Genomic DNA, 19,906 nt, shown 5'->3' with positions numbered 1-19,906 from the left:
GTTTGAAAAGTATTATTGTTAACATCAAAATCTGAAAAACCTAACCCCCTAGCCCCCTTCCCTACGAGGGAATGGGGGTTTCAAAGCCTCTCTCCGCTTCGGGGAGAGGTTTGGAGAGGGGTTCTTTATATCCGTCGAACTCACGTTGTATTCAGCCTATTAGTTAGAATTCTGCAAATTTTGCAACCACTGTTGGAACAATGAGTCCATAATTTGCTCTCTCACGGCTTGATTTAATTCTATAGGGAACCACTTTTCCACTCTCAGAACGTGATACCCTATTTTTGATTGCACAGGGCCAACAATTTCGCCTTCTTTAGCTTCGGTCAGAGGTTCAGCAATTTCTGGTATCAGTTCTACTAAATACTGAATTCCGACAAAGCCGCCATTTTCTTGAGACTGCTTACCCTTGGAATGTTCCAAAGCCAACGCGCAGAAAGAAGCTTGTCCTTCGCGTAGCAATTGTACGATTTTCCAAGCAGTTGCAAGGTCAGTCACCAGAATTTGCGACAGTGCCACCCGTCTGTAGTTGTCACGGTTAGATACATAAGCACCATCCACAAGCGCACCAAATAGATGTTCTTTGAGCTTTTTCTCTAACAGTGCTACTTTAATACCTTCCGACCACTCTTCAACACTAATGCGCTGTTCCTCCAACCATGCAAGAGTTTCTGCATTTCCCCATAATTTGCGTTCTAAGCGAAAAGCATCTCCAGCAGCTTGCCATTCATCCTCAGATATTTCAATTCCCAACTGTTTACAGTTCGCTATAACGAATGCCTCACGTTCAGCAGCCACAGCGATTTCCGCAAACTTAGCAGAACGACGCAAATATTCCAAAATTTCTGCATCGGTTGCAGACTGGACATTTACGGGTTCATTGGGTGAAACTTTTGGAGGTAGAGTTTGTTCTAATTGTTCTGTCATAAATTACTGATATTAAGATTGTTATTTCTATCTGTTGACAAGCAAACGTTCGGTGGGAATTTCGTGAGGTTTCACTCGGTTGCGATGTAAATCGCCGTATAGGTTGAGGTAGTCGATTTCTTCAGGAGTAAGTTTGCCCTTCTGCACACCTTGAATTGCAGCATCGACCTCTTCACGAGTTCGCCAACCTGCTAAAGCAACATCAACAGAATTTTGGCTTAAAGAATAGCGATATAAATCTGGGACTGAAGGTTGCCAGCATCCATCTGGTAGACTAACAGGCGGTTCCCAAAGAGCATTTAACATACCTGATGACTTAAAAGTAACAATACCAGGCCGATAAGGATCGTTAACATCCAAATAAGGGAAAACCTTTCTTTGAGCTGTACGGTGTGCCACATTGTGCCTTACCATAACAACATCCAATAAAGGGCTATTTAACCACTGTTTTGCTAGGTCGTGGTCGTGAAAAGAAGCACCTATGTAGCGCACCGCACCCATTTTTTTCAGTTTTTCTGAAACACCAAACATTCTTTCTATATAGCGTTGACACAGTGTATTAGGGCCACGGATATCATCAGAGGCGCTAATACACTTCTCGAATGCAGGATGATTATGCTCGTCAATCCAACCCCAGAAAAACACATCAACGTAATCAATACCTAGGTCAATAAACTGATCGTATAGATAGGTAAAGACTGTGTCTGGAGTTCTAATCATGTAACTGACAGTTGCCAGAACCACCTTCTCACGCACTGAAGAGCCGCTTCCGCATAATTGGCGCAGTGCAGGACGCATGGAACTATAAAAATATTGATGTAAATCGCTAGAGTAGAAAAAAAAGTTAATGCCTTGGTCAAAAGCGTAAAGAGTATCTTCACTGGATATAGGGCCACCACCGCCCAGCCCTAAACAACTAACAGTTAAGTTAGTCCGCCCAAATTTGCGGTAAAAAGGCAGATCTGATTGAGGAAATCTACTATTAGCAATGGCTAGTTCATCTGCGGTAGTTAACTGAGGCTGAATATCAGGATTCGGAATATCAGGGGTAAGATTAGTAATTTTCATAACTTTATCTTTTTATAAATATCTTCAGATTTGGCATTGAGGTAAGGACGTTGCAAATCAATTTCTCTCAAAGAGAATTGTTGCAGAATCGATGCCATCCTTCCTTCTGGTGAATTGTCTTCTTGCTCCCAAGCTTCTATCAATCCATTGGCAACAATTTGACAGCGATTTGTACCAAAACTTTCTTTTTCTCCAAATTTTTGGTCTGGTTCTTCAGCTATGGCCAACCCTGGTGCTATAAATTTAGTAAATAAAGGTACTTCTGCCTGAAAATGGTATTGGTGTTCTGTATACACCCTTTCTAGTATTGGGTGGACAACTTCATAGCTGTTTTTGCCAAAGTAAAGCACTGCTGAGTCATGACGCTCATAATCTGAGGGGTTGTATAACGCTTTAAAGTCGAAAGGAAGATTGATAGCATTCAGTTGAGTAGTTAAGCTTTCCATGACTGCAACTGCACCATCTGTAGTTAAGTTGAAATAGACTCGTACTATATCTTCACCACTGTAAGAACCCGCATTGCTAACAGCCATGTAAAAGCCATTTTGCACCAAATTTTTGGGTAGTTTGATGGCTACTGAGTTACCCACAGTCACAGATTGGTCATATGGTTGTAAATGTTTATTGCGCTCAATATGCAGAGTCAAACCGCCCTGATGTACTGCTAAAGCTCCATCTGGTTCTTCTCTAACCACTAGCCAATCGGGGCTAAAATAGCCTTCACCTTTGTTGCTTTCATGGAGACGATTGTAAAACACCAAATCTACCCCTAGAAAGGTGTTATTTTCTAGATTTTGGTTAACTGCTAAATTTGTTGTTTCCTCATCTAGCGCTAAAACACGTTTTAGCGAGCCATTGTAATAAATGCCGTAGAGAAAACTATATAGTTGGGTGTTTAAGTACTTATTTTGTATATCTGAAGGCAATTGCTGAAAGCGTGAAATTGCCTCAGAGGGTAATTCTATAGGTTTGTAGTCAGGGTGGCTTATACAAAATTTGGATTCAATCTGAATTTTATTAACAATATCTTGTAATGAATACTGCAATGGCTCTGGAATAGCTGTTAGTTGTATTGGCTGCGGATCTAGTATTTGCATAGGTGCTTGCCTTTAACGATAGGGAGAAGAAGAATTTGATAAATATAGGTTTTTCGTAACAAAGTCAAAAACAGTTTATTCATCTGGGTTTAAGCGTTGGTATTACCCCACCCTAACCCTCCCCTTGGAAAGGGGAGGGAACTAGATTTTATGGTGTCCCCCCTTTCCAAGGGGGAATTAAGGGGGGTAATTCTACTTGTGTGTACCCTGTGTGTAACTTCTAAACAGGAGATAAGCTGGCGGATGTGAGTTCTGATGCTTGCATACCAAAAACTGTGGGAATTGATGCTTCTGGACGGCATAATAAAGATTTAGCCACTTGAAGCATACAGATACCCGTATTACCAAAAGTTTTTTGGTATTGCAGGGTTGATTGAATAGCGTTAATCAAATCCCAACCAGCACATTGGATGACTCGCCGTAAAAAGTCAGGACGATGTTCTGAGATTTCTGGAAAATGATTTAAATATGCAATTACTAAATTAGCAATAGAAGGTTGCATTACCTCCAATGGATTCGTCGCCATCCGCAAGGATTCGTCGATACTCATCGTTTTGTTGGTAATCATACTACTCAACCAAATGCGTAGATAGTTACCAATGAGCGTACCTAAATCAAAAGCAGGATCTCCCCAACTACACCTTTCCCAATCAATCAATCTTATGGTGTTTTTGCCAATACCTTGTTCCCAATCATTAGCCAAAAGGATATTATTCAATTTCAGATCATTGTGTGTTAAACAACTTGGTTTTAAAGAATTTTCCAGTTCGGCTATGGCTTGACCTAAACTATCATATCGTTGATATAGGGCAAAGAATTTTAAACCTTCAGCGGGAACAGAAGCAAATATTTCTGGGCTGATTCGTCCTAAATTGTTACTTAAATAGGGAAAATTTTCCGAGGATTCACTCTCCTGCTCTTGAATAAAAAAAGCCTGATAATCTGTCTGATGGAAAGTTAAGCTATGAATACTAGCTATAACCTTGCCTATAGCAGATGCTATTTCTGTGGGAAAAATTTTTTCCTTGCCATAGAAAGCTATCACATCACGATAGTTATCTAGGTAATTAAAAATAATAATGGAATCATCTGGGTTAAAATGAATTGCTTCTGATATCCAATCGCGTATCTGACTTAATTGTGAGAATTTCTGTCCAAATTCTTGAATTTTCCATTCCCACAGAAATTCTCCAAATGTTTTTCCTTGTTGATTGAGAGCTTCTTGTTTGATTAGAAGTTTACGATCATTTGGGAAAGTCAGTAATAAGTTAAAGTTTTTAGCTAATTTCGGTTCAATTTTTATATCAGCTTCGTTGTCTAATCCAATAATCCCACATGATTTTAGATATTTTACTACATTTCCCGAACTTAAAATCATAGTCATATATTCAAACAGTAGGTAATAAAAAAATCAGTTTATTTAAATTAAATGTTATTTTTACTATGCTATTTTATTAGATACTTTTTTGTTTTTATTAGTTTGAGCAAGCTTATTATTAGCAAGCATTAAGATATATTTTCATTAAATATATTTTTTAAACTATTACTTCTAGATATATAGTTTTATAAAAAAATACAAAGGTATAATCCTACTAAAGATGTCCATCGGCAGTGAAATATTAAAGAATAAATAAGTGTTAAAAAATGCATTTTATCTATATTTATTTATCTAAGCAAGTATTCATTATTGTAAACAAATATTAATCTAAATAAAATATTTTACCCTCTGCCTCATCTCAACAACAAATATTAACAACCAATTGACTTTAAAAGGTTAGAAAGTTAATTTGTGAAGAATGCCATAATCTATGCTAACAAAACGTAGGTAGCAATTTGTCAACAAGACCTATCTTTTGTTAGCATTGTATTATGGCTTTAATGAAACTAAATAGTATTAGTTACGAAAGGTATTATCTTCTGTTGCGTCGGGTAAATTGGTTACCGAAACTGTTACCAGCGGAGTTAGCAATGGAGTTAGCAATCGTGTTACCAATGGTATTGTTGTCATTGTCACGTGTAACACCTATAGAAGCATTAACATTAATATTAGTAAAACCGCCCATAACTTGATCCATTTCGCGATTTTCAGAGAGTTCGTTGAGGAAGCTTTCAGAATCTTGGAATAGTTCAGAACCGGCTGGACGTAGTTCAGAGATTTTGATGGAAGCCATGATTGTTCTCCTGAAATAAAATTAATTTGAGCAACGTTAGTCAGAGAATTAAACTTTGTTTTGTTTAATCCTTAATTACATTCTTGGGTAACAAACCTTGAAAATCAAGCTGTTTTAGTCAATTTAATGGACACAACTAAAGGTTTTATGTCTTGAGCTTAAAAGATGACCTTGTTAGTATTAAATTCATGTATTTGAGATAGATATAGACTACGCCTTTCATCTTTTTGATAGTTGCCCCTTGCATTGAAAAACTGATTATTTTATAACCACTTTTACAGACATTAGTACAGGAGTTTTGTCTTTTAGAGTTAGTTTGTAACGGGACTTAGACAAAAATTAAGCCCAAATATAACCCAATACGGTTCAGTTCACTTTCAACAAACACTAGGCGAACTCATACGTGAACCTCTAACGGAGGCGCAGTTGAGGGAAGCACGGAAGCAACAAAACCAAGTCAGGAGGATATTATTATCTGTATCCTCGCTTAACGCTTGAGGATGTTTTTTAGAAGCAGACCACTGGCAGCATTGCCACCCCCTACAAATAGAATCAACAAGTCCTCTTGACTGTTTCTGGAAAGAGGGATTAGTTTGTATAGCTGCGATGTCTAACCGTTAGGGCTAGGTGCTGGAAGGGTTGCTTAGGTGATGGGAAGGATTTTTGCTGTGATTGTTATCCCTTCTAGCTATCGCCTCAATTTTGTGCAAAGTTCCCAGGCTCAAAAGCCAGACAACCACGATAACGTAGAATTCGTTTTGATTTTTTAAGACACCCATTCCGGAACCACAATATTTTCTCTGTCAAAGGAAATATGGGTGTTAATAACATCAAAACAAAATGAGTGATATTGTCCTGCTGATGACGGGCGTGTTGATGGCAAAACAACCATCTCCGTCTTATTTATCCCAGCAGCCTGTAATTCAGCTAGACAATGGCGTGCATATAACACCACAGGGGCAGATATCTCAATCAAATCTAGATGCAAGTAACACGCCGCCTGAATTCATGCAGCTTAAAGAAAATTCCCCAGCTACCCTAGTAGCTTTTAATTCTGAACCTCAAAAAACTCTAGTAAACAATACAGAAAAAAAACCTACTAAAGATTTATATAGTGTATCTGAATTTAATAATCTTCAGCCTGTAAAATTGAAGTTTCCACGCTCACAAAGCCTCATAGCTCAACAAGTTAATGATGACCCTCTTCTTGTAGCAAGTTATCAAATATCCACTGGTCGAACTTTGCCAAGTTTACGTTTTGGTAATTCAGGTCTAGCTGTCAGAGTCTTGCAAAGATTACTAATAGTTAAAGGCTATCCTATTCGATTAGATGGAGTTTATGGGGCGGTAACAGAAAGTGCTGTTAAAGCATTTCAAAGCCGCCAAAATTTAACAGCAGATGGTGTAGTCGGCCCAAGAACTTGGCTTTATTTAACTAGGTAGTTGATAGTCCAGAGTCAAGGGTCAATGGTTCTGAGAAGAAGACTTGTAGATCCCCCTAAATCCCCCTTAAAAAGGGGGACTTTGAGAGGCTCTTAGCCACCCTTAAAAAGGGGTGTTGGGGGGATCAGAGAATTGGGAAACAGTCACTAGGGGCGATATTGTTACAGTCTGGTACTTTACAAACATTCTTTTACTATTGACTCTTGACCATTGACTATTAACTAATTACCGATATTTATGTTGCTCTAATAGTTGTTGCGCTCTGGGTTTATAGATTAAATAGAACAAACTTTCTAGATAGCGCAATAAATCCTCGCGGTTTTCTTGGGATGTAAAGTTCCAGAAGCCATAAATTCGTGCCAAAGTTAACAACTTATTGGTATGAATTTTCCAGGTATATGTACTGTAAACTCGGTCAATACCTTTCTGTGATATTGTCTCCCAATAATCGGGATTTTGCTCACATTTAGTGATAAAGTCTAGAATTTTTGTGGCTGTTTCGTCTAAATTTGTGGGGTTAATATAAAAGCCATTCACCCTATCTTGAATGATTTCTAGAGGGCCACCAAATTGAGTCGCAAAAGTGGGTAATCCAGTAATCATTGATTCTAAAATTGTTAAACCAAAGGCTTCAAATAAAGCAGGTTGGACAAAGATACCTTTATGGTCGGCAATTACGCGGTAGATTTCGCCAGAATCACTTTTTGAGAGGCGCACACCTAGCCAGCGAATTTTGCCATGTAAATTGTATTCATCAATGATGTGATAAAGTTTGATGATTTCGTCGCGTTCTTCGTTATCAGTAGTTTCTTCTGTACGTAATTTACCTGCTACTAAAATCAAGTTACAATGCTCTTGCAATTCTTTGCTTTGACCAAAGCATTCGGCTAAACCAGTTAAGTTTTTAATCCTGTCAAGACGCGCCATTGAAAAGAGAGGGCGTTTGCTGGGGTCGTCGAGTTTGCCAAAAATTTGGCTAGGATCTTCTAGTGTAAACAGTGTTTCGTCCAGGCGATCGCGATCGCTTGCTACTCGTTCTTCAGTCCGCGTGTAGGGGAAGTAATAATTCTCATTCACCCCAGGCGGTACAACGTTAAATTTAGGACTAAATAATTCAATGCCATTCACCACATGATACAACTCTGGCATGGTGAAGCATTTATAAGACTCATATTGCCCAACGCTATCGGGTGTACCCACAATTTCTTGGTAGGTGCTGCTGACGACAAAGTTAGCAGCATTCATGGCAATTAAGTCAGCTGTAAATTGTAATGAAAAATGATATTTATCTTCTAAATCTTGCCAGTAAAGGTTACTAAACAAGTATTTAGATTTTTCTAAAGCATGGGCGATGTTGCACTGGGTAACTTTCATCCGTCGCGCTAGTAGAAAGGCGACTAAATTACCATCTGTATAGTTACCTACTATTAAGTCGGGTTTACCGTGGAATTCTGCTAGCAGTTCTCTTTCTGAGTCAATGGAGAAGGTTTCTAAATAAGGCCAAAACTCAAATCGAGAAATCCAGTTTTGCGTCATGTTGGGATTAAATTCCCGCAGAGGTACGCGCAAAATCCAAGCATTATCTGTAGCGTGGACTTTTTCTAGCCTTTGGTTACACAGCGTACCATCGCTATTTGGAATTAAGCGCGAGAGAATAATTACTTTTGGTTTAACGTTCAGTCCTTCTAAACCAGCTAGCAATACATCTTCTTGTAGCTGCTTTTCTAAATTCCTGGCTTGGTCAAGCACATAAACTACCTGTCCACCTGTGTCTGGTCGTCCTAAAACTCCTTCTTGGCCAAACCAACCATGTGCTGATACTAAGACGATTCTAAAAATCATCGGCACACGAGAAATAAATGCTTCTAGTGTTTGCGGGTCGGGGGAGTCAATTAATTCATCTAAAATATTGAGGGTTTCTTGTACCCGATACGCTGTGTTTCCCCAACCAGGTTCAAAACCCATTGTTTGTAATTGGTGGCGAAATTCGTCGTAGGATTCATCATTGGGGCGATCGTTAACAAATGCGATCGCTTTTTTGACTTGTTGAGACAGTTGTTGCTGTGATTGAATACGATTGTTAATTAGTAGTTGAACGCCGTTGTATTGATGTAGACGCAAGAAGTTAAATAAGCTTTCTAACCATTGTTTGGGGTCTTGAAATAGTTTGCTGGATAGATAGCGGTTGAGATACTCTACCCCTTTACCAATATTTTTCGGGTCGCGGATGACTGGAGTGTAATCATAAAACGGCCCAAAGTCTAATTCTAGCAAGTCGCCTTCGTTGGGGTGAAATTTGTTGACAAGGCGATCGCGCAGATCCAGCAATTCCTGGGTAGTCATTGATTCAACGCTTAAGTCTGCTGTCAGCCGATAAACTTCCTGGCTAGCAATCTGAGGGCGAATAATAAAACAAAAATTTGAGTCTTCTAGAATGATTTCTTGGGTGTAGTAGATAAGTTTGCTTAAGTAAGAAAAACTGTGAGATTTTTCCGGCTTCTCTTGTTTAGTGCAAAATTCACTATATGCCAGCTGTATGTCATTTCGTAGTAAGTAGTTTTTTTCTTGCTGACGTAATTGACTAATGAAGGAACGTAAATCATTCTTTTCTTCACTCTCCAGGACGGCTTGGATCAATTCAGACATACTCACCTCAACTAAAATAACTACAAACACGAATAAACACAGATAAACTATCTTCTATCTGTGTTTCGCCTGTCGCTCTTAATTCGTGTTCTTCTTTACTTAAAGTAGCGATAACTCAGTACTATTCCCTCTAGCTAGAGGCGTACAATGTTCCTTACTTTTGGAAGATTAAATATATATAATGCTTACCCTACATGGGTTGTAAATTATTCGGATTTTATATTCATTCCTTCCTAGATTATAAGACTCATATTTGATTTTTGAAAAAAATCAGTACATTGTTACCTGCCTTCTTTGCTATTGCCTATTGCCTATTGCCTATTGCCTGACTACACAAGTATGTTCAGTAATCAAACCAGATTCCTATAAACATAACTTGTATTTTTATTAAAAGAGGAATATTTCACTGTTAAAATTTACATAAAAGTTCATATTCTTGTTGGTAAGGTAGGAATTAATTTGAACTTCAATCAAATAAAATGAACTTTTAATATTAGCTGGAATAATCTAATTTAAGGCTGTATATAATTGCACCACAAGTGATTAACACCGGGAAGGTGCATATGCAAGACCATCCACATAAGCTAGCAACTTCTGACCACAGCGTAGGCAACATGATGATTATTTCGTCACTTCTGTTCTGTGGCTTGACTGTGATTTTTCTTTTAGGACTTTTCTAACCTTTTATGGCAGGTGATAGGTAACAGGTGATAGGGTTAGAAGCCTTTTAACTCTAGTTTTATCATCTGCTAAGTTTACGCATAGCAGATTATGGTCTGTGACTCAATCGCCATCAGCACACAGACCATCAAAATTACTGTATAGGATGCGATCGCCATATAATGAGTTTTGAAATGATCGCTTAACCAACCGAATAAAGTAACGCTACTTGCTGCTAACGACAGTCCTAAGCTAGGCATCATATACAATAAAATCCCCGATTACTTGGCGAAGTTGGGGATTTTAGGATATTTATAGTTTAAATTTGCCCACTAGCCACAAAACTATCAAGTCAAAGTTTTGTGGCTACTTCAATTCCAGACTTTACAATAGTGTTTAATATTGTTGACCAGGAAATATCTCTATTCCGGTTCACACCACTGCTTTGAGTAATTTATATTATCCAGGGCGAACGATGGGACTCGAACCCACGAGTGGTGGAACCACAATCCACTGCCTTAACCTCTTGGCTACGCTCGCCATTAACTCATCGATTACTGATTATAGCACCTACCTAATGAATGACGCAAGAATTTTTTCGGAGGAACGGACTTTGTTACTTCGTAGTCCTGGGACTCTAATAAGTATCTGAGAATCACGGTGGAACGATTATGAAACTCTTGACTATTATGGCAGTTGCGATCGCTGCCGGACTAGCTGTATTTGGGGTAGCCATGAGCAAGACTAATCCGACTCAGGGCGCCTACGAAGAGTATGCTGTAAACCAACTGTCACAATACTTGAAAACAGATGTTTGTAAAAAAACATCTAAGCTAATCGAGAATTTATTAAACTCCAGTTGTGACAAAATGGTTGATTCAGCCAATCCCCAGATACGAGAAGTGCTTGCTAAAACGACAGACAGGCAAGACTTTATTTTATTTAGTGTGTATCGTACAGATTTCACAATTAATTCATGGCTACCTGGCTACAAATTTGAAACTGTAGGAGCGTTTAATAACTTTTACACCTACAAAGCCGAAGAGCAATAACGCTAGACAACTTTGAACTCCTCCACAATAAACCCCTGCTGTGCTAGTCCAAACGGACAAAAATTAGTCAGTAAAAATAAAAATAATTATTTTACAAAACTTAAAAATCATTCAAACTTTGACCAATGACCAATGACAAATAATATTAAGCTTAGTTAGCAAGAGTTACACCTTTACCAATGCCATCTGCGTATCTGCTGGTATCTCACGGAAGCCGCGACCCACGTCCAGAAATTGCTTTGCAGCAATTGATCGATTTGATAGCTAAAAAACAGCACAACTCACTAGACAACAGTGAGAAGCAGAACAAGCTGCTAGGTTTAGCCTATCTAGAAACACGACCTGAACCTTTGCACATCCAAATTAAAGAATTTGCCCACAGTGCTGTGGTGGCTGGATGCGACAGTTTGAAAATTATCCCTTTATTTTTGCTACCGGGAGTCCATGTCATGCAGGAAATTCCCGAAGAAGTAGAACTTGCACAACAAGCTATAGGTGAAGATATCAGCATTGAATTACTACCATATTTAGGTAGTCAGCCTAATTTGCCAACTTTGTTATCTAAGCAAATGGCTGATATCACTACCCAGGCATGGATTTTATTAGCTCATGGTAGTCGTCGTCCAGGTTCTCAACAACCAGTCGAAAATATAGCCGCAAATTTAGGCGCGGTAGCTGCTTATTGGTCTGTACCACCTAATTTAGCAGCGCGGGTAGAAGAGTTGGTGACTGCTGGCAAGATGCAAATTGCGATTTTGCCATACTTTTTATTCGCTGGTGGCATAACCGATGCGATCGCACAGGTAACAGAAGAGCTAAAATTAAAATTTCCTGCGGTGACTTTCCAATTAGCTCAACCTTTGGGAGCAAGTGCAGAATTAGCTGATTTAATCTGGGATTTGATGAACGAATGAACTGCACAGAAAAACAGGGTCAAGAGAATTTAGGAAAAGTTTATTTAGTAGGTGCAGGGCCGGGAGACCCCGGACTGATGACTCTCAAAGGCAAAAGTTTGTTGGAATGTGCCGATGTGGTTATCTATGATGCTTTAGTGAGTCCGGCGATTTTAGCCATGATTAATCCCCAAGCAGAACAAATCAACGCTGGTAAGCGGATGGGGAGACACTCGTTATTACAAGATGAAACAACACAACTACTAATTGATAAAGCTCAAAGTCATACCATTGTAGTGCGGCTAAAAGGCGGCGACCCGTTTATTTTTGGTCGCGGTGGCGAAGAAATGGCAGAGTTAGTTAAAGCGGGCATCTCTGTAGAAGTTGTGCCGGGAATTACATCGGGAATTGCGGCTCCAGCCTATGCTGGTATACCTTTAACCCATCGCTTGCATAGCTCATCAGTCACATTTGTAACTGGTCATGAGTCGGCTGGTAAGTATAGACCGAAAGTAAATTGGCAAGCGATCGCTCACGGTTCCGAGACAATTGTAATTTACATGGGTGTTCACAATCTATCGCACATTATCGAAGAGTTAGCAACGGCGGGTTTGAGTTTAGAAACACCGATTGCTTTAGTGCGTTGGGGTACAAGACCAGAGCAAGAAGAACTGATCGGTCAGTTAAGGACAATTGTAGAACAGGTTGAGAAAACTGGATTTGATGCTCCAGCGATCGCGGTTATTGGTTCTGTGGTAAATATGCACGATATTTTATCTGGTTGTCGTCCAGTTTGATATTTGATGCAAACTCTGTCCCAACATCAAAAAAACAAGCCTAAATATATCTCACCTGACTTTGCATTTCATCTGCTGTAACGTGATTCAAAATCACCAATAAACGTTGTGCAATTTCTTGCGGTGATGGCATCAAACCCTCTAGCTTTAAGCAAGCCTGCCACTAAAACATTGACATCTTCATCTAAATACAAACGGATAAAATAGCTGTTCACAAATCTCTAACTAATGGGTCGATTAATTCATCGGAAATTCGGTTACGTTCTATATAATTGTTAATTTCATCTTGGCGATCGCTGTAATAAGTCAATGCAGCGAACACTTGCGCCAAAGTTAGATGAGGCATTCCTATAGGAATTTCTTCAGGTGCAACACCCATACGCCAAGTTTCCAAAATTGCTCTGACAGGTGTACGCGTTCCCTGAATAATTGGTTCGCCACTCAAAATCTGATCATCTCTAACAATGTAAAGATATTCTGTTGCTTGAAGCATTGTTGCTTTTAGAAATAGTTATTAACAATTATATTGTCTTTTTCATCATCAATATGGACAACTTGTTCAATATAAATCCAGCACTTTGTTAAGCATTTTAGTTATTAACTGAACTAGAAGTATTATTAATACACAGTAATCAGGTTTTCATTATTAATCAAGATTGTCATCTTTAGCAAAATTTTAGCTTCTCATCACTTTATATCGCCCTGTCACCAATAGTAAAACAGCTAAAATATTTGTAAGAAGCTCAAGCAAATTTGATGAAATACGACAGCATTGATGATCTGCTTAGAAATAATCAGATTTGGGTTGCCGAAAAGTTGGCTCTACAACCAAACTACTTTGAAGAATTATCAACAGGACAAACACCACAATTTCTCTACATCGGGTGTTCTGATAGTCGTCTGCCTTTAACAAACTTTACCCGCACTGAACCTGGAGATTTATTTGTACATCGGAATATCGCTAATCAAGTTTCTCTAACGGACATTAATTTCTTAGCCGTTTTAGAATACGCAATTTTACATCTTCACGTGAAACATACTATCGTTTGTGGTCACTACGATTGCGGAGGAATTAAGGCAGCTTTAGAATGGCGAACCATTGGAATCATTGATAACTGGGTGAACCCAATTCGAGAGTTATATCTTCAGAAAAAATCTGAAATTGATGCCTTGCCAACTAGAGTTGAACGGCTGAATCGTTTAGCAGAAATTAATGTTGTGGCGCAAGTAAAGAATCTTTATCAAACCTCTGTCATGCGTCAAGCACTGTATGAACGAAAAGCACCTTTAGTTCATGGCTGGCTATTAGATATCCGGACAGGACTGATTAAAGATTTGAATGTTTCAACCATGCAATGGGAATTGTACCCATGTCCTTTACTTATAGAGTTGAGTTTATTTAGTCTAACTCAGGCTTAAATTACACAATATGTTGAAAGATAATTTTCATTAAATCTCCTTGGGTAAAAGGTTTAGCTAAATAACCAGAAGCTCTGACTATTTTAGCTCTAGCTCTATCTATGAAGCTAGGTTTTTCTGTCACCATAATTATAGGTGTATTCTTAAAGTATGTGTGTTTTCGTAATAAGGTGCATAGTTCATAACCATCTAAATCAGCCATATCGACATTTAATAAAATAATGTCCGGTTGAATACGGAGAATTTCTATTAAGGCTTTTAAAGAATCTGTTACTCCAAGGACAGAAAATATTTGTTCATCTAAAGCATCCTTAATAACGTTTAGTAAAGCGGGGCTGTTATCAATGCAAAATATTTTGTAAACTTTCTTTTCTGTGGAGGCAGAAGGATTTCCTTGATAATTATGGTTGCTAGAATTAGTAGGTTGTGATGGAAAGCGGTTGATTTTGGGTAATTGTGGTTCCGGTTTGGGTTGAGGTTTTGACCTGGAATACAAAAATGGCAATGGTAAATTTTGATAGTTAGTTGGAGACGAGCTAGTTTCTGTATATGTCGATGTCTCTTGATAAACCCCGTCTTTCCCTCGCTTTTGACACCGTTCAACTAACAAGCGAAGATTGAGATAGCAGAATTTGGGCATATCATCCAAGAAACTTTCTGGGATGAATTCATAACTTCCCTCTTCTAAGTTCAGGAATGTCTCTAGAACTTCTAGTGCCAATTTTTCTATTAATATTGCTGCTTCTGTGGAACTAATATATTTTTGATTAACTAACCAACAAATTGCTAAATAATCTGGGTTTGGAATAGCTTGGCTACCAGCACCAGTTTCAAATATTGCTTTTAATTGGTCGTCAATACCGTTAGGTAAAGTAGAAATTTGCTCACTCAAGCGTTGCAAATTCCTATAAAGGGGTTCAAACATCTTTTCTGAGTAGCAAGCATAAATTAACTTACCCTCATCTATATATAGTGACCAAGCACCAGATGTGCTAAATACCTGTAAACAACCAGTCACAGATTTACCTGTGATTTTCTTTAATAGAGATAACGGCTGGAGTTTTTGAAAGAATCTATATCTACTAATAGGGAGAGTTTTCATAAAGTTAACTATAAATATGAGTACATCTTGGCAAGTCAAATTAGTGAATACCTTGTTGGCATTCACATCACAATATTTTGAAAATAGTGTTCAGCTAAATATAGCTGTCAGATTAAAGTTAGTACAGAGATTCTTTACCCCTAACTCTAAAGTAGCCAATCTCTGATAAGCTATTGTTAACCTCACTACATCTCATCCGGTAAATAACAAACTAAGCTATTGCCCGATCGCAAAATAGCTTAATCGGTTGCCATTAATACAGTATTCAAAAGCTAAATCAGCTTTCTGAGCTTGCAATAATCTGGTCAATTTAACAATAACTCAAATTTTGCATTTAGCAGTATTGGCTCCAACCCATCAGTATCAAAATTACTACAATATTACTGATGTTTATTTGAATAAAATAGCTGTTGAACTAGAAAAACCTCAATTAAGTATATACCTACGCAAGGAGAAATTTTCTAGTTTTAAGTATATATAGTAACTAAGTAATCATTCCTACCTCAGCTAGAATAAAATTTTGGGCAGAGAAAAATATTAGCTTTATGATAAACAAACTAGAAGACGCAAATGTAATTCTTATTTAAAGATTTCCCTGGACAGAAATTAAATAGTTTATCCGGAGAATTTAAAGAGGTACAGTAACTAGTCATCTTTTTGAATCCTGTAGAAAAGTTAAGATATTTTCAAAATAGCAATCTATATTTGCCAACAAATAAACTAATTAACACCCAAAATATAGGTACAAAAGGTAGCAAAATTTGACGATTGAACTAATAAGCTAAAATTAACTATGCCACTTGTGTAATCTGGACTTACGCGTATGGTCACTCAGCTACCTTCTTCTACCAAAAAAGACATCATCTACCCGGAAACTGATGGACAGCCATTGGCAGAAAATACAAAACAGTCGGAATTGATTGTGTTGATTAAAAAGAACCTAGATTTATTATTTGCCAATGAACCAAATGTATTCGTAGCGGGTGATCTGTTTTGGTATCCAGTTGAGGGTGATAACGTAACTCGCAGAGCGCCTGATATCATGGTGGCATTTGGTAGACCAAAAGGCGATCGCGGTTCCTATTTCCAATGGCAAGAAGGTAATATTCCGCCACAAGTGGTGTTTGAAATTCTTTCACCTAGCAAAACTGCCAAAGAGATGATTGCAAAATACAAGTTTTACAATCGCTACGGGGTGGAAGAATATTATATATACGACCCAGAGACAACTGAATTAAGCGGTTGGTTGCGTTATGAGGATGAATTAGCGGAAATTCCGCAGATGATAAATTGGGTAAGTCCGCATCTAGGTATACGCTTCGAGTTATCAGATGGCGAACTTCAAATATATCGTCCCGATGGACAGAAGTTTCTCACCTGAAAGGCACTAAGAAAACGTGAAACGTCGTCAGGGCAGGGTGTTGGGGGTAGAGTGTGGGGTGTAGGGAAAATCAAGAACAATAAATATAAGTACGGACACAAATCAATCTCTGACTCACTACTCTTTTTTACTACATCCGACACCCAAAGCCTTATAGGTAGTGGGTTCGCCGTTAACTTAGTGCCATTCGTTTCTCATTTATCTATAACTAGCGAAACAACGCGAACAAGCAGAAATATTAGCCGCACAAGAACGTCAACGCGTAAATAAAGCACATACTTTAATCACTCTCAAGCTTATTATCAGAGTTTTTCATTTCATACTTCAGCCTTTCTTTACTACTCCCTAATTTCCAATGCAGACTGAAATTGATTTACAAGTACAAAATAATAGTGAACGCCTCGACCGTTATCTGGCGGAAGAATTACCAGATATTTCGCGTTCGCGCATTCAGCAGTTAATTGAACAAGGTAATGTCCAAGTTAACGGCAAAGTCTGCATATCTAAGAAGGTGAATGTGAAAGCAGGCGATCGCATCACTCTACAAATACCAGAAGCACAGCCCCTAGAGCTACAAGCAGAAGAGATTCCCTTAGATATTCTTTACGAAGACGACCAGTTACTCATCCTCAACAAACCCGCCGGGTTAGTTGTCCATCCCGCACCCGGACATTATGATGGCACATTAGTAAATGCCTTGTTGGCGCACTGTCCTAACCTTCCTGGTATTGGCGGAGTCCAACGTCCGGGAATTGTGCATCGATTGGATAAGGATACAACGGGAGCGATCGCGATCGCTAAAACTGACCTTGCTTATCAACACTTACAAGCACAACTCCAAGCAAAAACCGCACGCCGAGAATATTTAGGCGTAGTTTATGGTGCGCCAAAAACTGAAAGTGGTACGATAGATTTTCCTATTGGTCGCCATCCCCAAGACCGCAAGAAAATGGCCGTTGTCCCTGTAGAACAAGGTGGACGTACAGCCATCACTCATTGGCGAGTATTAGAACGCTTAGGTAATTACACATTAATCCTCTTTCAATTAGAAACAGGACGTACTCATCAAATTCGCGTTCATAGTGCCAAAATCGGCCATCCCATTGTTGGCGATCCTGTTTATAGTTCTGGTCGTTCTGTAGGCGTAAATCTTCCAGGTCAAGCACTACACGCTTGGCGACTCAAGTTAAAACATCCCATTTCTGAAGATTGGATAGAGGTGACAGCACCACTTCCGCACACTTTGACAACTCTGTTAGAAGTGCTGCGGCGAAGAGTAGCAATATCTTTTTGAAAAAAGAATATCAAGAATTTTCAGATTAGCCTTTACTTTGCTTTACAAAAGCTTACACATCAATTTTGTCTAAAAATTGCAGTCAGCAGTAACAATGCTGTATGAAAGGCTTGTAAACAAAAAGTTATAAGTAAATTAAGAATCTATCTGATATTAAAGTGCAAAACAATTTTTATTTAGCTAACGAAAACTAAACATTGTCGCATAAGTCACAAAATTTCTCTAACGATTTGTTAACAAACTACTAACGCTACATAGCAGTCAAATGACAAAAGCTAAAAGTTAAAAAGGCTTGAATTTTCAACTTTTAGCTTGTATTGAACAGTAGCTTGATTCCTGCTGTGTTATACCACCTCAATAAAACTTACTGTCAGCAAAGCATCATATATAAGTTCTATTTGCTACTCAACCAAAAAAAGCTGAGAGACTATGTGTAGTAAGATTGCGAAAGATGTTCAATTGTAAAGCAAATATTTGCTTGGGATCAGTAAAAGCTTTGCAAAGCAACCCTTTAGGGAAAAAGCTGTATAGAGTAAAACTATTTTACAAAACTTAAGAATAAACGAACTCAACCAATATATAAAATACGAACAAGGTTTTAAAAGCAAGTAAAAAACCAGCCAATTTAGCTAGTTTTTGAAATAGTTGATTGGGGCAAAATATTGTTATTTCAAATAATTATTTGAAATAGCTATTGTGTCATGCAATAAATTTTGCTCGATAGATTAATTGCTATAAACCTGATAAACATCTGCAATGAATGACCTTTAGGAGTAATACAAAATGCGCGACGCTTTTTCCAAAGTAGTTGACCAAGCAGATAGAAAAGGTTCATATCTAAGTGGTGATGAAATCAATGCTTTATCAGCAGTAGTTGCTGATAGCAATAAGCGGTTAGATATCGTTAACAGACTAACCAGTAATGCTTCCTCTATTGTGGCTAATTCCTATCGGGCTTTAGTTGCTGAACGTCCTCAAATTTTTAATGCAGGTGGTGCTTGTTTCCACAACCGTAATCAAGCTGCTTGTATCCGTGACTTAGGATTTATTCTGCGTTATGTCACCTATTCCGTATTAGCAGGTGATGCCAGCATCATGGACGATCGCTGCTTAAATGGACTACGTGAAACCTATCAAGCACTTGGTACTCCTGGTGATGCTGTAGCTTCCGGTATTCAAAAGATGAAAGATGCCGCAGTTTCTATTGCTAATGACCCCAATGGTATTAGTAAAGGTGATTGTAGCCAATTAATTTCTGAATTAGCCAGCTATTTTGACCGCGCTGCTAGTGCGGTTGTTTAATAAATTTTTTGTGCAAACTTTTCTCAAATTGGTTGTTAGTAATTAGTCAGAAATCGAGGAGATTAGGAGAATTATGAAAACACCTTTAACTGAAGCGATCTCTGCTGCTGATCTACGCGGTTCTTATCTCAGCAATACCGAAATGCAAGCAGTATTTGGTCGGTTCAGCCGCGCTCGTGCAGGTTTAGAAGCTGCTCAAGCATTTACAAATAATGGCAAAAAATGGGCAGAAGCAGCTGCAAATCATGTTTATCAAAAATTCCCCTATACTACTCAAATGAGTGGCCCTCAATATGCCTCTACTCCTGAAGGTAAATCCAAATGTGTACGGGATATTGACCACTACCTCCGCACCATCAGCTATTGCTGTGTTGTTGGCGGTACAGGGCCTTTAGATGAATATGTAGTTGCTGGTTTAAGTGAACTCAATAGTGCTTTGGGTTTGTCTCCTAGTTGGTATGTAGCTGCACTCGAATTTGTTCGTGATAATCATGGTTTAAATGGTGATGCTGCTGGTGAAGCTAACACCTATCTCAACTATGCAATTAACGCACTAAGCTAAGACAAAACTGTGGGTCTTTGGAAATAGATAATTGCTCAATAAAGTGATTCTAGATGATTTGTGAAATATTTTTCTGTTGGTTGTCATTAGTC

The 19,906-nt window shown here is 38.4% G+C and carries 17 protein-coding genes, 1 tRNA gene and 1 pseudogene; 9 read left to right on the top strand and 10 right to left on the bottom strand.

What is annotated here, in order from left to right; genetic code table 11:
- Positions 1 to 159: 159 nt before the first annotated feature.
- The 5 genes from H6G76_RS13525 to H6G76_RS13505 form a co-directional block, all read right to left on the bottom strand.
- Positions 160 to 927 carry a peptidylprolyl isomerase gene (locus tag H6G76_RS13525; RefSeq protein WP_190701023.1) on the bottom strand — a complete coding sequence of 256 codons (768 nt, stop codon included), beginning with the start codon at positions 925 to 927 and terminating at the stop codon, positions 160 to 162.
- Between the two features lie 27 nt (positions 928 to 954).
- Positions 955 to 1,995 (bottom strand): aldo/keto reductase, encoded by a 1,041-nt coding sequence (locus tag H6G76_RS13520; RefSeq protein ID WP_190701021.1) that lies wholly within the window; start codon positions 1,993 to 1,995, stop codon positions 955 to 957.
- The gene (locus H6G76_RS13515) at positions 1,992 to 3,092 is read right to left on the bottom strand and encodes a T3SS effector HopA1 family protein (protein WP_190701019.1); all 1,101 of its coding nucleotides are present in this window, start codon (positions 3,090 to 3,092) and stop codon (positions 1,992 to 1,994) included. Before H6G76_RS13515 ends, H6G76_RS13520 begins: the two co-directional genes overlap by 4 nt.
- Before the next feature lie 220 nt (positions 3,093 to 3,312).
- A complete protein-coding gene (locus tag H6G76_RS13510) occupies positions 3,313 to 4,476 on the bottom strand; it encodes a phosphotransferase (protein WP_190701017.1) in 1,164 nt (387 codons plus the stop codon).
- A gap of 526 nt (positions 4,477 to 5,002) precedes the next feature.
- Positions 5,003 to 5,263 (bottom strand): hypothetical protein, encoded by a 261-nt coding sequence (locus tag H6G76_RS13505; RefSeq protein ID WP_190701016.1) that lies wholly within the window; start codon positions 5,261 to 5,263, stop codon positions 5,003 to 5,005.
- A gap of 840 nt (positions 5,264 to 6,103) precedes the next feature.
- Between H6G76_RS13505 and H6G76_RS13500 the strand changes: the two genes are divergently transcribed.
- The gene (locus H6G76_RS13500) at positions 6,104 to 6,706 is read left to right on the top strand and encodes a peptidoglycan-binding protein (RefSeq protein WP_190701014.1); all 603 of its coding nucleotides are present in this window, start codon (positions 6,104 to 6,106) and stop codon (positions 6,704 to 6,706) included.
- A gap of 225 nt (positions 6,707 to 6,931) precedes the next feature.
- Here the strand turns inward: H6G76_RS13500 and H6G76_RS13495 are convergent, their stop codons facing one another.
- The 3 genes from H6G76_RS13495 to H6G76_RS13485 form a co-directional block, all read right to left on the bottom strand.
- Positions 6,932 to 9,352, bottom strand: a complete 2,421-nt coding sequence (locus tag H6G76_RS13495; RefSeq protein ID WP_190701011.1) for a sucrose synthase — start codon at positions 9,350 to 9,352, stop codon at positions 6,932 to 6,934.
- A gap of 755 nt (positions 9,353 to 10,107) precedes the next feature.
- The gene (locus H6G76_RS13490; RefSeq protein ID WP_190701008.1) at positions 10,108 to 10,275 is read right to left on the bottom strand and encodes a hypothetical protein; all 168 of its coding nucleotides are present in this window, start codon (positions 10,273 to 10,275) and stop codon (positions 10,108 to 10,110) included.
- Positions 10,276 to 10,479: 204 nt separating this feature from the next.
- Positions 10,480 to 10,552 (bottom strand) — tRNA-His (locus tag H6G76_RS13485).
- Positions 10,553 to 10,683: 131 nt separating this feature from the next.
- On the opposite strand from H6G76_RS13485, the gene H6G76_RS13480 reads away from it, so the two are divergent.
- From H6G76_RS13480 to cobA, 3 genes are all read left to right on the top strand, one after another.
- Positions 10,684 to 11,064: a DUF4359 domain-containing protein gene (locus tag H6G76_RS13480; protein ID WP_190701005.1), complete on the top strand. Its 381-nt coding sequence runs from the start codon at positions 10,684 to 10,686 to the stop codon at positions 11,062 to 11,064.
- 179 nt (positions 11,065 to 11,243) lie between these two features.
- Positions 11,244 to 11,978, top strand: a complete 735-nt coding sequence (locus tag H6G76_RS13475; protein WP_190701004.1) for a sirohydrochlorin chelatase — start codon at positions 11,244 to 11,246, stop codon at positions 11,976 to 11,978.
- Entirely contained in the window at positions 11,975 to 12,754 is a 780-nt protein-coding gene (cobA, locus tag H6G76_RS13470; protein ID WP_190701002.1) for a uroporphyrinogen-III C-methyltransferase, read from the top strand. Before H6G76_RS13475 ends, cobA begins: the two co-directional genes overlap by 4 nt.
- A gap of 211 nt (positions 12,755 to 12,965) precedes the next feature.
- Here cobA and H6G76_RS13465 read toward each other — a convergent pair whose 3' ends face one another.
- Positions 12,966 to 13,247 carry a DUF433 domain-containing protein gene (locus H6G76_RS13465; protein ID WP_190700999.1) on the bottom strand — a complete coding sequence of 94 codons (282 nt, stop codon included), beginning with the start codon at positions 13,245 to 13,247 and terminating at the stop codon, positions 12,966 to 12,968.
- A gap of 263 nt (positions 13,248 to 13,510) precedes the next feature.
- Here H6G76_RS13465 and H6G76_RS13460 point away from each other — a divergent pair, with 263 nt between their 5' ends.
- Positions 13,511 to 14,173 (top strand): carbonic anhydrase, encoded by a 663-nt coding sequence (locus H6G76_RS13460; RefSeq protein WP_190700997.1) that lies wholly within the window; start codon positions 13,511 to 13,513, stop codon positions 14,171 to 14,173.
- A gap of 1 nt (position 14,174) precedes the next feature.
- On the opposite strand, the gene H6G76_RS13455 is transcribed toward H6G76_RS13460, so the two are convergent.
- Positions 14,175 to 15,275 (bottom strand): response regulator, encoded by a 1,101-nt coding sequence (locus H6G76_RS13455; RefSeq protein ID WP_190700994.1) that lies wholly within the window; start codon positions 15,273 to 15,275, stop codon positions 14,175 to 14,177.
- An 823-nt stretch (positions 15,276 to 16,098) separates the two neighbouring features.
- Here H6G76_RS13455 and H6G76_RS13450 point away from each other — a divergent pair.
- The 4 genes and pseudogenes from H6G76_RS13450 to H6G76_RS13435 all read left to right on the top strand — a co-directional run.
- A pseudogene (locus tag H6G76_RS13450) lies at positions 16,099 to 16,653 on the top strand (Uma2 family endonuclease); the annotation flags it as partial.
- A gap of 358 nt (positions 16,654 to 17,011) precedes the next feature.
- Complete coding sequence (locus H6G76_RS13445) at positions 17,012 to 17,950, top strand: RluA family pseudouridine synthase (protein WP_190700989.1); 939 nt, start codon at positions 17,012 to 17,014, stop codon at positions 17,948 to 17,950.
- 783 nt (positions 17,951 to 18,733) lie between these two features.
- Positions 18,734 to 19,252: a phycocyanin subunit beta gene (locus H6G76_RS13440; RefSeq protein WP_190700987.1), complete on the top strand. Its 519-nt coding sequence runs from the start codon at positions 18,734 to 18,736 to the stop codon at positions 19,250 to 19,252.
- Between the two features lie 73 nt (positions 19,253 to 19,325).
- The gene (locus H6G76_RS13435; protein ID WP_190700984.1) at positions 19,326 to 19,814 is read left to right on the top strand and encodes a phycocyanin alpha subunit; all 489 of its coding nucleotides are present in this window, start codon (positions 19,326 to 19,328) and stop codon (positions 19,812 to 19,814) included.
- Positions 19,815 to 19,906: the final 92 nt, after the last annotated feature.

Origin of the sequence: Nostoc sp. FACHB-152 (assembly GCF_014697475.1) — a bacterium.
Lineage (GTDB): Bacteria > Cyanobacteriota > Cyanobacteriia > Cyanobacteriales > Nostocaceae > Nostoc_B.
The sequence above is the reverse complement of the archived record's forward strand: the minus strand, read 5'-3'. Positions and strand labels throughout refer to the sequence as shown.

Excerpts from the sequence above, each read along its gene's own strand:
- H6G76_RS13525 (WP_190701023.1), bottom strand. The coding sequence starts at position 927 with ATGACAGAACAATTAGAACAAACTCTACCTCCAAAAGTTTCACCCAAT.
- H6G76_RS13520 (WP_190701021.1), bottom strand. The coding sequence starts at position 1,995 with ATGAAAATTACTAATCTTACCCCTGATATTCCGAATCCTGATATTCAG.
- H6G76_RS13515 (WP_190701019.1), bottom strand. The coding sequence starts at position 3,092 with ATGCAAATACTAGATCCGCAGCCAATACAACTAACAGCTATTCCAGAG.
- H6G76_RS13510 (WP_190701017.1), bottom strand. The coding sequence starts at position 4,476 with ATGACTATGATTTTAAGTTCGGGAAATGTAGTAAAATATCTAAAATCA.
- H6G76_RS13505 (WP_190701016.1), bottom strand. The coding sequence starts at position 5,263 with ATGGCTTCCATCAAAATCTCTGAACTACGTCCAGCCGGTTCTGAACTA.
- H6G76_RS13500 (WP_190701014.1), top strand. The coding sequence starts at position 6,104 with ATGAGTGATATTGTCCTGCTGATGACGGGCGTGTTGATGGCAAAACAA.
- H6G76_RS13495 (WP_190701011.1), bottom strand. The coding sequence starts at position 9,352 with ATGTCTGAATTGATCCAAGCCGTCCTGGAGAGTGAAGAAAAGAATGAT.
- H6G76_RS13490 (WP_190701008.1), bottom strand. The coding sequence starts at position 10,275 with ATGATGCCTAGCTTAGGACTGTCGTTAGCAGCAAGTAGCGTTACTTTA.
- H6G76_RS13480 (WP_190701005.1), top strand. The coding sequence starts at position 10,684 with ATGAAACTCTTGACTATTATGGCAGTTGCGATCGCTGCCGGACTAGCT.
- H6G76_RS13475 (WP_190701004.1), top strand. The coding sequence starts at position 11,244 with ATGCCATCTGCGTATCTGCTGGTATCTCACGGAAGCCGCGACCCACGT.
- cobA (WP_190701002.1), top strand. The coding sequence starts at position 11,975 with ATGAACTGCACAGAAAAACAGGGTCAAGAGAATTTAGGAAAAGTTTAT.
- H6G76_RS13465 (WP_190700999.1), bottom strand. The coding sequence starts at position 13,247 with ATGCTTCAAGCAACAGAATATCTTTACATTGTTAGAGATGATCAGATT.
- H6G76_RS13460 (WP_190700997.1), top strand. The coding sequence starts at position 13,511 with ATGAAATACGACAGCATTGATGATCTGCTTAGAAATAATCAGATTTGG.
- H6G76_RS13455 (WP_190700994.1), bottom strand. The coding sequence starts at position 15,275 with ATGAAAACTCTCCCTATTAGTAGATATAGATTCTTTCAAAAACTCCAG.
- H6G76_RS13445 (WP_190700989.1), top strand. The coding sequence starts at position 17,012 with ATGCAGACTGAAATTGATTTACAAGTACAAAATAATAGTGAACGCCTC.
- H6G76_RS13440 (WP_190700987.1), top strand. The coding sequence starts at position 18,734 with ATGCGCGACGCTTTTTCCAAAGTAGTTGACCAAGCAGATAGAAAAGGT.
- H6G76_RS13435 (WP_190700984.1), top strand. The coding sequence starts at position 19,326 with ATGAAAACACCTTTAACTGAAGCGATCTCTGCTGCTGATCTACGCGGT.